This window comes from Desulfonatronovibrio magnus, assembly GCF_000934755.1.
Taxonomy (GTDB): Bacteria; Desulfobacterota; Desulfovibrionia; order Desulfovibrionales; family Desulfonatronovibrionaceae; genus Desulfonatronovibrio; species Desulfonatronovibrio magnus.
In genome coordinates this window covers 38,254-51,867 of sequence record NZ_KN882182.1, presented here as the reverse complement: position 1 = coordinate 51,867, position 13,614 = coordinate 38,254, and the positions used below count along the sequence as shown (strand labels likewise).

Sequence of the window (13,614 nt, the reverse complement as noted above, 5' to 3'; positions counted from 1 at the left end):
AGGCAAATGTGCATCAATCATAAGCAAAAATCGTAAAAATATGAGAATTGTAACCGTCTGATTTTGTTAGCAAAACGATTATAGTTACTTGTAAGTTTTTCTTTAAAAGGGCTAAACTGTTACCTTAGAATTGATTGGCTCTCACGCTTAACGTGAGAGCCATGGCAACGAAGAAAGTCTGCTACCACTTTAAGTCAAAAGTTTCCTTAATATATTGATAGTCTACTGCTGAATTGACAAGCTGGCTGCCGTGCTGAATTTTGATGACGTCTCTTAATTTGTGCCTGGAAAGCAGGGTGTCCATTTCTCTGGCAACTGCATAAGTATCGTCGCGGACCATAATGATGGGTATCCCCAGTACTTCAGAGCGAGTGAGAATGATATCATTGGGGTAAAGATTGCCTGTCAGGATAAGGCATTGTGCATTTCCTTCCAACGCTACAAGCTGAACATCAGAGCGATCTCCACCTACGATTACTGCAGAGCGTTTGCTTTTTTTAAAGTGCAGCATGAAGTTTTCCACCTGCATGGTTCCAATGATAAAATTTTCCACTACCTTGTCTGCTTTATCCGGGGCGGAAATTATTTTTCCACCAAGTCGTTTTGCCAGGTCTGAAACTTTTATGGCTCCCATAAGGGGATCTTTGGGAATGATTCCCAGGATCTTGATCCCTTTGCTCTCAAGAAACGGGGCAAGCATGGAGTTTATTTCTTCATTAAAGTAGGGTGGAATATCATTAAGAATGGCCCCGAGCATCCTGTCTCCAAGAGAGTCTTTAAGCACTGTCATGTAGTCATAGTTGAGTTCTTTGTTGAATCGGTCAATAACAACTGCGTTCAAATTCAAGGCCTCTACTACACTTACTCCGTCCAGACCGCAATATTTGCCTGAATACATGCTTCCTGAACCAGAGACGATCATTACGTCTTTGTCCTGGCTTATATCTTGATAGTTTTTTTTTATCACAGGCAAAAGATCCTCGCATTGTCCACGAAAGGCCTTGACCTTGAAATCCTGGTCTACGAGAACAGGGGTAACCTTGGATGGATCCTCAGACAGCCCTAAAACTTCCTGAACAAAAAATGCATCTTCATCCCCCAGCTTTCCATCGATTTCCTTGGGCATTACACCAACTGGCTTCATGTATCCTACGTTAAGTCCCATTTTCTGGAATTTTTTGCCCATTGACATGGCAATCATGTTTTTTCCGGAATATCCTGTAGTTGAACCGATATACAAACCAAGCATAAGCCCTCCTAAAAATAATTATATGAACTTGAGAATTAAAACTATATGTTGGCTTACGGTAAAGATCCAAAAGAAATAGACGAAAGGGTAGAAATTTCAGGTAAGAGGGTAAAAGATTTTTAGTCTGATATTCAGGGGATTGACCGTTGATGATTTGTGTGTAAAAAGAAAATCAATATTTTGACACAGGAAGTGTTTTCAAATGATAATTAATTCAACGCAACATGAGGCAATTTTTACCGTAATCATGGAAAATCAGGAACTAATTCAAAAAAAAATTGGTTATTATTTTAAACACAAAGACCTTCTTAGCCAGGCGTTGACTCACAGTTCATATGCCAATGAACATGGAATTGAGCATAATGAGCGTTTGGAGTTTTTAGGGGACGCAGTGCTTGAGTTATGTATTTCGCGTATTTTGTTTTATTCTTTTCCTGAAGCTTCTGAAGGGCACTTAACCAAACTCAGGGCAGGTCTTGTCAGTGAACCGTCCCTGGCAAGGATTGCCAGGACACTTTCTCTCGGGGATTATATTTTACTGGGAAAAGGTGAGGATCATCAAGGAGGACGAGAAAGGGATTCTGTACTCAGCGATACTCTTGAGGCTGTTCTGGGTGCTGTGTATCTTGATTCGGGATATGAAACTGCTCATGAATGCATAAAAAAAATTTTCATGAATTTCATACCGGACAGCGTTGAAAGCCTTCCTTCCTGCAAAGATTATAAAAGCAGGCTTCAGGAGGCCACTCAAAGTCTTTTCAAAGCTCGCCCGGTTTATGCCCTTATGGAAAGCTCGGGTCCGGAACATGAAAAAACTTATCGGGTAAGAGTGGAATTGCCCAATGGCGTATACGTGGATGCCTCAGCCAGCAGTGTGAAAAAGGCGGAACAAAAGGCTGCAGGCAAAGCAATTCAAGAGCTTTCCCGTGCTTCTGCCTGATTAGTGACCACTTTTTTGGTTGAATGGCTGGAGTCGTGACTCCAGCCATTCATGTCTCTGGTCACACCTCAATCACGTCTTATCCCTGGATAAGCTGCATTGCCATTCTAGGCAGGTTGTTGGCCTGAGCCAGCATGGCGACCGCTCCCTGGGTAAGAATCTGGTTACGGACAAATTCTGTCATTTCCTGAGCCACATCAACGTCGGAGATGCGTGATTCTGCTGCCTGCAGATTTTCAGACTGGATCTGAAGATTAGTGATGGTGTTTTCGAGTCTGTTTTGCAGCGCACCTAACTGAGCTCTGATTTTATCCTTGGATATAATGGCCTCATCCAGGGCTTCCAAGGCTTCCTGCGCTCCCTGTTGGGTAGATATGGAAAAGCCTGCTCCTGCTGCGGCTGAGTTTCCTACTCCAAGAGCTGAAGCCGTGGAAGTTCCTATTTCAATATAGTAGTAGTCCTCAGCTGCGTCATTTCCAGGGCCAAAGTGGATTTTCAAAGGCCCCTGAGGCTGGACGCCTGAGCCGTCATAGCTCCCCCCCCATTCAGCAGGATTGCCTGCACTGGCTGAAATATTGCCGTTTAGAAGATATATACCGTTAAACTTTGTGGCATTGGCGATACGGGTGATTTCCGAGGCCATAGCCTGGTACTCTGAATCAATAATAAGTCTTTGATCAGAATTATAAGTACCAGTTGCTGCCTGTTCAGCCAATTCTTTCATGCGAATGAGTTTCTCATCGATAACTCCGAGAGCACCGTCAGCTGTTTGAATCAGGGATATGCCGTCATTGGCATTGCGAATGCCCTGGTTCATGGCTGCTATATCTGCTCGCATAAGCTCTCTGACAGCTAGTCCTGCAGCATCATCTGCTGCTGTTCCTATTCTGAGACCTGATGAAAGACGTCTCGTGGATGTTGCAAGGTTGCCATAAGCGTCACCAAGGTTGCGTGACGCGTTCATTGCCATTAAATTGTGATTGATGACCAAAGACATAGGATTAACCTCCTCAATTAGTATTCAAGTATATCGCAATCCGTGTGAGTTGTTTTGAAAACTTTTAAGCAATGGGTGTGCCATTGAAAAAAAATCTTTTTATTACAGTTAGTTACGTGAATTGATTAAGGTGCGATATTTGAGAAAGTCAAAATCAGGACAAAATTTCCCAGTTGAAATTCCGGACTAAAAAATTGATAGCCGGAGTTTAAGTTGCGAAAAATTGGTCAGACTCAGGAGGTTTGCAGGAGTCCCTGCTTGACAGCCCAGGATACTAGTATGCGGGAAACAGACGGAGAAAGATCTAAGGATGCGGAAAGCCTTGCAATTAGGTTGGATGATTTTATAGGAGCGCGGGATAAAAATAAAAGCATTCTTATTTTCTGGGGATCGATCATCTCGGACATGCCAGCATATATAACAGGAAAATCTTTCTTTTTATATACAGCCTGTCCAAGTTTGCTCAGACTTAAAACTGAATTGATCCAGGAATTTGTGGTGTAGTGTTTAAAAATCTGCGCGTATGGAGTGTGCGCGGCATGGCTGGTAATGTCCATACTCTCTCTATGTTCAGCCTTATAAAGGTTGTCCCAGAGTTCCAGATACTGCTGGATAACCCGGGACCAGTCATAATCTTGTACTGATTTTTTCAGGTTGGCACCCAAACTTTTTCTCAAGTCAGGATTGACTATGAGTAAGGATAAGGCTTTGATCAGGGCATGAATATCCACAGCACAACTTTGAGCCAGCAAAAGATGTGATTCGCTGTCGAATAAAATTGGGGCCAGATCATCGATAAACTCTGTGCTGTCAGGTCCAAGAGTAGGTATGAGAAAACCGTTTTCCTGATCTTTAATCAATTCCTTATAACCATTATAGTCTGAAGCTACCACGGCAAGTTCTGCTGCACCTGCCTCTAAGATGGTTAGCCCAAAAGTTTCCTGAGGATTGTCAGACATGGAAACAAAAATATCTGCATGATGCATCAATTCCATTTTCTTTGCCTGGTCCGGGTTGGGAAAAACCATAAGTTCCAGGCCAATGTTACGGGCAAACAGTGCGAGTTTTTTTATAGTATCATCTTTTTGATCCACACCTCCTGCCATGACCAGTCTGACAGAATCAAGGTTCAGTCCGTATATTTTTCCCAACTGAAAGCTTCTAAGGATGGGCAGGACATCCATTTTGGAATAACAGGAAATCCTGCCAAGGCACAAAATATTGACTTTATCATTTTTTAAAAGATTTGAGTTCCCAGGCTTTTTTGCAGCACTGGCTATATCTTCTGTATTGATGCCGAGAGGAATAGTTACCAGTTGTGGATGGGTAAAGTCAGCTGACAGCCTGTAGTACTTATGGAGATGTTCAAAATAATTCTCAAGAACCTTTCTGCCGCATGCTGATGAGCAGATAATAGCGTCTTTTGCTGACCAGCCAGGCCAGAGTTGCTTAAGAAGTTGATGAGAATAGCTGCTGTAGCTTAAACTGTGTGTGATGCTGGTTATGGAAAAAAGCGATTTGCTGTATTTATTCCTTAGCAAGGCAAGATGTACAGGGTAGTTGATGCAATCAGAGAGATGGAAAACCTTATATGGATTATTTTGCAGGCATTGAATCAGTCTTGTTCTTGGAATAAATGATATTTTTGGATGAATGGCTGTAAAGTTTTGCTTAATGAATGCTTTACAGGTGGAGGCAGTTTTTTCTGAAGACACAAAGAAATGGTACTCGTCAAAAGGGTCTGCCTCGAGCAGCGCCCTGAGAAATCCTGTGTTGGCCTCTATTCGTCCCAGAAAAGGACCTGCCTCATAGAAAGGGTCTAAGGTGCCCCAGATATGCCTGATCATTTGTAATATGTATCTGAAGTTGTGTTTTAGAGTTTTTGGTCATAGCCAGCTTCTTGAGGTAAAACTGGTAGACATTTACTTTCAATCAATCAAGTGATTATTTTTGGATCTTTTTTTGCATGCAAGTTAATAATCAATGATCTTAAATGATAACACCATCACTAAGGAGCTGAGCATGCAGCAGGAAACCATATTCTGGCTTCTGGACTTACCTGAGGAAATAGCAAAGGAAATAGAGCATAATTTGCCACATGGATGTCAATTGTTTGTCACTAACTCCATAGGCACAATGGACCTGAATAACACTGACCCATCGAGCGCTTCAATTATTTTTCTCACGGCCAGTACTTTTGAGAAGTCTGAAAGTGATTTTCATCAAGCTGTTGCTGATCAATATAATGTTCATCAGGTTCTGGTTATTGATGAAAAGAGCCATGTCAATGAAGCTGAAAGTAATGATATGGGGTCATTCCTGGGCATAATACGCAGACCAATAACTCCTGGATCATTGAGCAGACTCAGGGATAAGGCACTGGAAATCCAGGAGCTTTACACAGATTTACACCTCATGGCCAGGGAGATAACCTTAGAAAGGGAATTGCTGGCCAGAAAAAATCTTCAGCTTGAGTTTCTTAACAGAATATTGACCAAATCATCTTCCTCTCTCAAGATAGATGATGTTTTGAGGATTGCCAAACAGGAATTTTCAGGTCTGATAGACTCCAGAGCCATAGCTACAGTATTCTGGAAAAAAAATGAAAACCAGGAAATAAATGCCGAGCTGCACTTGCCTGAGTTTAAAAATAAAAATCTCAAAAACAAGTGGCGGGAGAATCTTTTAGGGATAGGGAGAAGATTTACCCACAGGAACATTGAAAACTTTAAAGAGATCAATCTCAATTTTGAAGATAATACAATAAGCTGGATGCCCAACCCTCTGCAACAGATAGTTATTCCTCTGAAAACCGGTCAAGAAAGTTTTGGAGCCCTGGTTGTGGCATCAGACAATGTTTTGAAACTTGGTAAAGATCAGCTGCAAATTATCCACAGTGCCGGGAATCACCTGGCTTTGGCATTGCGTAACGCTCTTAAATACAGAGATTTGAGATTTGAAGCAGATTTGGACGGCTTGACCAGTGTGTATAATCGTCAGCATTTTAATAGGGTGTTGCGCATAGAGTTGAAAAGACACCAGAGAAATCCCAAGCCTTTAAGCCTGATTATGCTGGATCTCGACTATTTCAAACGCCTCAATGATACGTATGGCCATATTGCCGGTGATTTGGTATTAAAAAAAGTTGGATCACTGCTTGAAGAGACTGTTCGTGAAACAGATATCGCAGCTCGATATGGGGGCGAGGAGTTTGTAGTTATTCTACCTGAGACTAATGAGGAACAGGCGTGGCTTCTGGCGGAAAGACTCAGGAAAAAAATTGGTAAAACAAGTTTTTCTTATGATAATAAAAGGTTCAATGTTACTGCCAGCATTGGTGTGGCTTCACTTAAGCCCAACCCTCTTACCCCGGGAGACAGTCTAATCAGCCAGGCTGATCAGGCCCTGTACATGGCAAAAAACAGCGGCAGAAACATGGTCTGTACTTCAGCAGATATATGTGTTGGAGAGGCTGTCTCAAGTTAAAATTTTTGTAACAGCTTCTACCCCATGGATTCACATGGTCAATCCATGAGGTAGAAGCTGTTACTATTTTAAAATGTGTAATGCTCCCTTCCAGCTTTCGCCGGAATGACGGAGAAAGGCAGCTGCCTGCTTTAACCGTCATCCCGGTCCCAGGTCTTCTTATCCGATTTTGCTGAAAACTAAGTCTCTGGACAGTCAAAAGTTCTTGTGCAACCCCTTGGATTTATTGCCATTTTACAAGCTTTAGATATCCAGTCGTTTTCAAAGCCTAACCATTTGAAATCATAATGTTTTTTTCTTAAACTAATAACAATTAACTGATAACTTTTAACTCTCAAGTAAGTCTATTGAATCATTTTAATCCAGTTACTGCTGGTTGAATTTTATTCTGTCTTTAGATCAAACGGCCGAAATCAGATTTGCCCGACTACTTTTCCCATGCAGTTGATGCTGCTCTTGTTCACTGTTTTATAAAAGTTTGCCAAATCCAAAGTTTACAAACGGGGTAAAAGTACTGTATAAGATACTGAGTGTTTCCTGAGTGTTTTGCAGTCTTCATTTTATAGTTAATTTAGAGGTAAACTTTATGGATACAACAGACATTGCCATTATCGGACAGGGGCCAGCAGGTCTTTCTGCTGCCATATATACTGCCAGGGCCGGAATCAAAACTACTGTGCTGGGCTGCGACCCAAAGGTTGCCGGTAATTATGACATTGACAACTATTTTGGTTTTCCAGACTCAATAACCGGAAAAGAGTTAATTGAACTGGGGTGTAGCCATGCTGCCAAATTCGGGGCTGATCTTCGCTGTGAAAAGGTGCTTGGAATATATCATAACGATCAGGGTGGTTTTGATATCAAGACTGACAAGAAAAAAGTTTCCAGCAAAGCCATCATTCTGGCAACTGGAGTAAGCAGGGTACGTCCAGGAATTAAGAATATTTCTGAATATGAAGGTCGCGGCATTTCTTATTGTGTCAGTTGCGATGGATTCTTTTTTAAGGGTAAAAAAGTCTTTGTTCTTGGCGAAGGAATATTTGCCGCCAATCAGGCCTTAGAGCTTAAGAACTACACTTCTGATGTTAAGATCTGCACTCAAGGTAAGAAGGAAAAAATTACTGAAAGCTATGCAGAACTTTTAAAAAATGAACATATAGAGATTTTGTCTCAAAAAGTTGTTGAGCTTAAGGGTGATAATTTTTTACAGCAGGCAGTCCTTAGCGATGGCAATGTAATGGATGTTGATGGAATTTTTATCGCCATGGGCGAAGCCTCATCAACTGATTTTGCTTATGCTTTGGGTATTACCACAAGAGGAGTATTTATCGAGGCTGATTATGATCAAAAGACCAATATTCCTGGTGTTTTTGCCGCAGGTGACTGCGTGGGCAGGTTTTTACAGATCAGTGTAGCTGTAGGTGAAGGAGCAATTGCAGCGCATTCAGCAATTGCTTATCTGAAAGAAAAAAAAGCTGCTGAGAATCAGGGGTGATTATGAGCGATTTTACTTTTGAACTTTCAGCACAGGAAAAAGATTATCTGAAGCAGTTAGCCTGGCTGAGCATTAAGGTCGCTTTTGAAGAAAATATAAATTACCCTGAGCCTCCAACGGAAAAAATGAAGGAAAAGTTAGGGGCATTTGTTACCTTGAAGATAAAAGGTAAGTTAAGGGGATGTATAGGGCATATTATTGGTGATAAGCCTTTGTGGAAAACAATTATCAGAATGGCCTCTCAGGCTGCCTTTCATGATCCTCGCTTTCCACCTTTACAGAAAGCCGAACTTAATTCAATCAATCTGGAAATTTCCATTCTGAGTCCTTTATCCAAAGTAGACAATCCTCAAGATATTGTACCAGGTAAACATGGCCTGCTCATCAGGCAGGGAGCCCATAGTGGCCTGCTTTTGCCTCAGGTAGCAGTGGAATGGAAATGGGACAGAAATACCTTTTTGGCTAATACATGTCGTAAAGCAGGCCTTCTGGACAATTGCTGGCAGGACCCGAATACTGAAATATTCTGGTTTCAGGCTGCAGTGTTTTAGACGCCCCCTTCAGTTTTGTGTGTCTCAAGATTGGAGTTCGGGGCACATACTATGGACAAAAACTTTAAGTAATCAGGCAACTTTCCAAGGCAGATAAAGGGGAAATATAATGACAGAAGACAATATTGCCAAGCATGGTAAGAAAGGAACTTTTCAGATTTCCTGTTTTTATGTAGGAGAAGCTTTATGCGGCATAGACATAGGGTTTGTTCAAGAGATCAATAAGCAGGTATTGCTGACATCAGTCCCTCACTCTCCGGATTATGTCGTAGGTATTATGAATCTTCGAGGAAAAATTGTAACCATTATCGACCTTGGGAAGAAACTGGGTATTGAATCAACAGCAAACATTACAGATGATACCAGAATAATTATTGTAAATTCAAAACAGGAATTTATTGGTTTTCTTGTTAATAAGGTAACGGATGTAGTTGTAGCAGACCGGGAAAATGTTTCACCTGCCCCTTCCAATATAAAAGGGGTCAAGGGCAAATTTTTTCAGGGAGTGTATAAGTATAAAAACAAACTGGTAGCTATACTTGATGTTGAAGAAGTGCTTGAAAACGAGTAAAATTATATTTTACATATGAGGTACCAGTTTAGCCCCCATGGGCTGACAGTGTCAATTCATGAGGTTTAGATTATTGCAAAATTCTTTTTTGTTGCTTAAAATATTTGTTCAATTTGTTTTTTTTACTGTGTTCTGACCTGAAAACCTCGTAACAGTTTAGCCTTTTTTTAAGGAAAGCAGGGGACAGGCACCCCCGCACTTATTATTCTGATGGGTGATTGACAGTATTTAATAATAAGTGCGGGGAGAGCCAGTCCTCATGCCGCATGCAAATGGCTAAACTGTTACAAAACTTCAAACTTCAACTCTTAAGACTACCTGCATAATGCTTTGACTGACTTTTGAGTAATACAAAATATACATGAATCAAGAAAAAAAATTCAGGCCCGCGCTAATCCTAATTGTAGATGATTCTCCCTTGAACAGAAGGCTACTAAAGGTCGTTCTCCAAAATTCCGGTTACCAGACTATGGAGGCTGAAAATGGAAAGATGGCCAGAAGTATGGCTTCTGAGAATTTGCCGGACCTGATCTTGCTCGATGTAATGATGCCTGTTGAAGACGGTTTTGATACATGTAAAGGTTTAAAGCAAAATCCTCTTACCAAGGATATACCCATCATCTTCATTTCCGCACTGAACGATACTGAAAATATTGTAAAGGGATTGGAACTCGGTGGTGTGGATTATATAGGGAAACCCTTTGCCAGGACAGAAGTGCTGGCCCGAATCAGGGTTCACCTTGAGCTTAAGTTTGCCAAGGAAAAGCTTGTTGAATCTCAGGTCAGACACTTTGCTGACATCAGAGAAGCCCAGGAATCGTTTTTAGTTGATCCTGAAATGTATCCGGAAGCGCGATTCAAGTATATTTTTCGGCCCATATTAGAAGCGGGCGGAGATTTTCTTGATGTCATCAGAACCGGAGAAAACACCTATGTATACACAGTTGCGGATATAAGCGGGCATAACCTTGGCACTGCTTATGTAACATCTGCCCTGAAAGTATTGTTTGATCAGAATATTAACCCCTACACCCCGGTGGAGGAAGGCTTGCGGATGACGAACGCAGTTTTAAACAGAATTCTGCAACCTTCCCAGCACCTGACTGCAGCCTTCCTTTTGGTGGATAAAGGTATGAACAAGGCATTTCTCTATAATGCAGGTCATCTGCCTGCGGTTAATGTCAAGGCTTCGACAAAAGAGGCTAAGCTGCTGGAAGCTGAAGGAGACATTTTAGGACCTTTTGAACAGGTTGAGTTTTATCCGACTCAAGAACATGTTGAGCCTGGAGACAGATTCTTTCTTTTTACTGATGGACTGGTGGAACTTTTTGGCGATTCGATGAGGACACGGACCCAAGGCATTGAAGAGGTGATGAAGCAAGCTGCTGCATCTGCAGACCTCCCCTTAGGAGAATCCCTTGAATTTATTTTTGAGCATTTATGCCCGGATAAAAATTTGCTCCAGGATGATGTAGTTATTCTTGGGACGGAGGTCTGATGACTATAGATTGCAAAATCACTAAAACCAGCTTGAGTTGTGAATTTCCTGCTGACCCAACTCTTGTGGAATCACTAATGGAAAAGGTTAAGCTTTTCCTTGATGCTGCGTGTGATGAAAAAACTTTTTTTAATTTGACTATTGTCTTGAGAGAATCGCTGAATAATGCTATTTTTCATGGAGCAGACCAGGATCATTCCAAAATTATTTCCTGCAGGGCCTTGTTGACTAAGGACAAAGTGGAGTTTGAAGTTTCAGGGCCTGGTCCTGGTTTTGACTGGCGGGACAGCCTTAAAAGAAATCCTGCAGGCAGTACTTCTCATTGCGGTTGGGGGCTTTTTTTAATAAGACAATATTCTGACGGGTTCGAGTATAATGATTCAGGAACAGTTTTAAGGTTCTGGATTATGTTGAATCCCCGCAGGTCTGAGCACACAGTCAAATTAAATGATTGCTCCTGATTACATTTATATTTCCGTTGCTAAAATGATAAGTACACAATCACAAAGTTTAAAATATAAATTCCATGTAGTTTAACAATTTTACCAATAACCATGTTTTGACTGTGTTTTAGCTGTTAAGACATGCAGGAGTTGAGATGGCTCTCAGGGTTCTCGTTGTTGATGACACAATTGTATACCGAAAAATCATTGGTGATGTGTTAAATGATTTTCCTGATGTCGAGGTGGTCGGAACAGCAAGCAATGGTAAGATTGCGCTGAATAGGATTGAATCTCTTAAACCTGATCTGATAACCCTTGATGTAGAAATGCCGGTTATGGACGGCGTGCAGACTCTTGAAGAAATTCAAAAGAGAAAGATCAATGTCGGGGTGGTGATGGTCAGCACCCTGACTAAAAGAGGCAGCGATATCACCATGAAGGCCCTTGAATTAGGGGCATTTGACTTTATTACTAAGCCAGACAAGGAGTCGCGCGAAGAAAATATCAGTATTCTGCAAAGAGCCCTTTCTCCCCGGGTCAAGCATTTTTTAAAACGCTTGGACATTAAGAAAGCACTACGGAAAACTGATAAGGATCCCCGGGTCAAACCCAAACCTGCCTCAACTCCTACAATCCATTCAGCGAGAATGGCGCATGAAAAGTCAGATATTGTTGCCATCGGTATATCTACAGGTGGGCCCAATGCCTTGACAAGAATGCTGCCCATGTTGCCAGGAAATCTTAATGTTCCAGTGGTAATTGTGCAGCATATGCCTCCCATATTTACCAAATCTCTGGCAGAAAGTCTTGATCAGAAATGCAGCCTGCGCATCAAGGAAGCAGAAGATGGAGAGATCCTGCGTTCTAATCATGTTTATATTGCCCCTGGTGGAAAGCAGACTAAAGTTGTCACCGGTGCAGCTCAGAAAAAGATTTTACGTATTACTGATGATCCACCTGAAAATAATTGCAAGCCTGCGGCAGATTATCTTTTTCGTTCCGTAGCCCGGGAATTTAAAAACAAAGTCACAGGTGTGATTATGACAGGGATGGGCAATGACGGCACCTTGGGGCTCAAAGTAATGAAGGCCCTTGGAGCTGTTGTGATTGGACAGGATGAGGATACCTGTGTTGTGTATGGCATGCCTAAGATGGCCCATGATGCAGGAGTCGTTGATATTATGGTACCTTTAGAACGGATAGCAGCCGAAATAGTCAGCACTGTCAAAAGATGAAAATTACTCCCGACGAACTGAAGATTATTTCACAGTATATATATAATCTTTCAGGAATCTACCTTGACCAAAGTAAGGCATACTTGCTGGAAAACAGGCTCAAACCGTTGTTGCAGCAGGAAAAACTTGCCTCCTACAGGGACCTTTACAACAAATCCAGATCTGATGGCACCAAAAAGCTGGAAAAAGCCATAATTGATGCCATCACAACTAAGGAAACTCTTTTTTTCAGGGACAATGCTCCTTTTGAGCTTTTGAAGCATAAAATTTTGCCGGATATCATTGATGCCAGAAGTAAAAAGACACATTCTTCCATGCCGGTTAAACTCAGAATCTGGAGTGCTGCATGTTCCACAGGCCAGGAAGTTTACAGCATAGCTATTGCTGTCAAAGAGATCATCCCTGACCTCAATAAGTATCAAGTGAACATTCTTGGCACGGACATTTCTGATGAAGCCATAGCCAAGTCAAGCTACGGTAAATACAATAAATTTGAGATTGAAAGAGGCTTGACCAGTGACAAACTTAACAAATTTTTTAATCCCACTCCTGATGGCAACTGGAGAATAAAAGACGAGATCAGAGCCTTAGCGAATTTTCGCAAGATCAATCTTATGCAGCCTTTCTCAGTGCTTGGTAAGTTTGATATCGTTTTTTGCAGAAATGTAGCCATATATTTCAAGCCAGACGACAAAAAAAGGCTTTTTGAAAGAATTGCTGGCGTATTACAGCCTGATGGGTGTCTTCTTATTGGCTCAACTGAGTCTCTTTCAGGCGTGACAAGGTCATTTGTTCCCAAAAGATATCTTCGTTCCATTTTTTATCAATTAGATTAGTAACTTAATCTTGAAAGCCTGTCATAAAAAACAAGAAATTGTTATCAGTTAGTAGTTAGTAGCTCCTCCCCCGGGCGGCCCGGGACCGAACCTGCGAGTAAATTGATATAGCCTCAACGCGAGATTGCTTCGCTTCGCTCGCAACAAGGATTGCCGCGCTCGAAGACTCGCTCGCAATGACACCTGAGTTGTCAGGGATGTGGTAGCTGAAAACCTGTCACCCACGAGGGAGCCTAAGCGACCGAAGCAATCTGTATCGTAAAACCGTAATGCTCTGAATTTATTACATATACGTTTGTAGTTACTTGTAAGC

General features: G+C 41.7%; 12 protein-coding genes. 9 read left to right on the top strand and 3 right to left on the bottom strand.

All coding sequences use genetic code 11. The annotated features are described in order from the left end of the window. Window positions 1-181: 181 nt before the first annotated feature. Window positions 182-1,249 (bottom strand): phosphotransacetylase family protein, encoded by a 1,068-nt coding sequence (locus tag LZ23_RS19435; RefSeq protein ID WP_045216930.1) that lies wholly within the window; start codon window positions 1,247-1,249, stop codon window positions 182-184. Between the two features lie 202 nt (window positions 1,250-1,451). On the opposite strand from LZ23_RS19435, the gene rnc reads away from it, so the two are divergent. Continuing rightward, window positions 1,452-2,189 carry a ribonuclease III gene (gene rnc / locus LZ23_RS19430; RefSeq protein ID WP_435050746.1) on the top strand — a complete coding sequence of 246 codons (738 nt, stop codon included), beginning with the start codon at window positions 1,452-1,454 and terminating at the stop codon, window positions 2,187-2,189. A 79-nt stretch (window positions 2,190-2,268) separates the two neighbouring features. On the opposite strand, the gene LZ23_RS19425 is transcribed toward rnc, so the two are convergent. Together LZ23_RS19425 and LZ23_RS19420 are read right to left on the bottom strand one after the other, a co-directional pair. Further along, complete coding sequence (locus LZ23_RS19425; protein WP_045216928.1) at window positions 2,269-3,186, bottom strand: flagellin N-terminal helical domain-containing protein; 918 nt, start codon at window positions 3,184-3,186, stop codon at window positions 2,269-2,271. 233 nt (window positions 3,187-3,419) lie between these two features. After that, window positions 3,420-5,033 carry a glycosyltransferase family 4 protein gene (locus tag LZ23_RS19420; protein ID WP_045216926.1) on the bottom strand — a complete coding sequence of 538 codons (1,614 nt, stop codon included), beginning with the start codon at window positions 5,031-5,033 and terminating at the stop codon, window positions 3,420-3,422. A gap of 136 nt (window positions 5,034-5,169) precedes the next feature. Between LZ23_RS19420 and LZ23_RS19415 the strand changes: the two genes are divergently transcribed. From LZ23_RS19415 to LZ23_RS19380, 8 genes are all read left to right on the top strand, one after another. Further along, on the top strand, window positions 5,170-6,672 hold the full coding sequence (locus LZ23_RS19415) for a sensor domain-containing diguanylate cyclase (RefSeq protein ID WP_084591149.1): 1,503 nt from the start codon (window positions 5,170-5,172) through the stop codon (window positions 6,670-6,672). Window positions 6,673-7,258: 586 nt separating this feature from the next. Then, a complete protein-coding gene (locus LZ23_RS19410) occupies window positions 7,259-8,167 on the top strand; it encodes an NAD(P)/FAD-dependent oxidoreductase (protein ID WP_045216923.1) in 909 nt (302 codons plus the stop codon). 2 nt (window positions 8,168-8,169) lie between these two features. Then, window positions 8,170-8,718: an AmmeMemoRadiSam system protein A gene (amrA, locus tag LZ23_RS19405; protein ID WP_045216922.1), complete on the top strand. Its 549-nt coding sequence runs from the start codon at window positions 8,170-8,172 to the stop codon at window positions 8,716-8,718. Between the two features lie 109 nt (window positions 8,719-8,827). After that, the gene (locus LZ23_RS19400; protein WP_045216920.1) at window positions 8,828-9,289 is read left to right on the top strand and encodes a chemotaxis protein CheW; all 462 of its coding nucleotides are present in this window, start codon (window positions 8,828-8,830) and stop codon (window positions 9,287-9,289) included. A 361-nt stretch (window positions 9,290-9,650) separates the two neighbouring features. Further along, the gene (locus LZ23_RS19395) at window positions 9,651-10,787 is read left to right on the top strand and encodes a response regulator (RefSeq protein ID WP_045216918.1); all 1,137 of its coding nucleotides are present in this window, start codon (window positions 9,651-9,653) and stop codon (window positions 10,785-10,787) included. Next, window positions 10,787-11,248 carry an ATP-binding protein gene (locus LZ23_RS19390; RefSeq protein ID WP_045216916.1) on the top strand — a complete coding sequence of 154 codons (462 nt, stop codon included), beginning with the start codon at window positions 10,787-10,789 and terminating at the stop codon, window positions 11,246-11,248. The genes LZ23_RS19395 and LZ23_RS19390 overlap by 1 nt, the downstream gene beginning before the upstream one ends. Before the next feature lie 137 nt (window positions 11,249-11,385). Next, window positions 11,386-12,465 (top strand): protein-glutamate methylesterase/protein-glutamine glutaminase, encoded by a 1,080-nt coding sequence (locus LZ23_RS19385; RefSeq protein ID WP_045216915.1) that lies wholly within the window; start codon window positions 11,386-11,388, stop codon window positions 12,463-12,465. Continuing rightward, a complete protein-coding gene (locus tag LZ23_RS19380; RefSeq protein WP_052507537.1) occupies window positions 12,462-13,301 on the top strand; it encodes a CheR family methyltransferase in 840 nt (279 codons plus the stop codon). The genes LZ23_RS19385 and LZ23_RS19380 overlap by 4 nt, the downstream gene beginning before the upstream one ends. The last annotated feature ends 313 nt before the right edge of the window (window positions 13,302-13,614 follow it).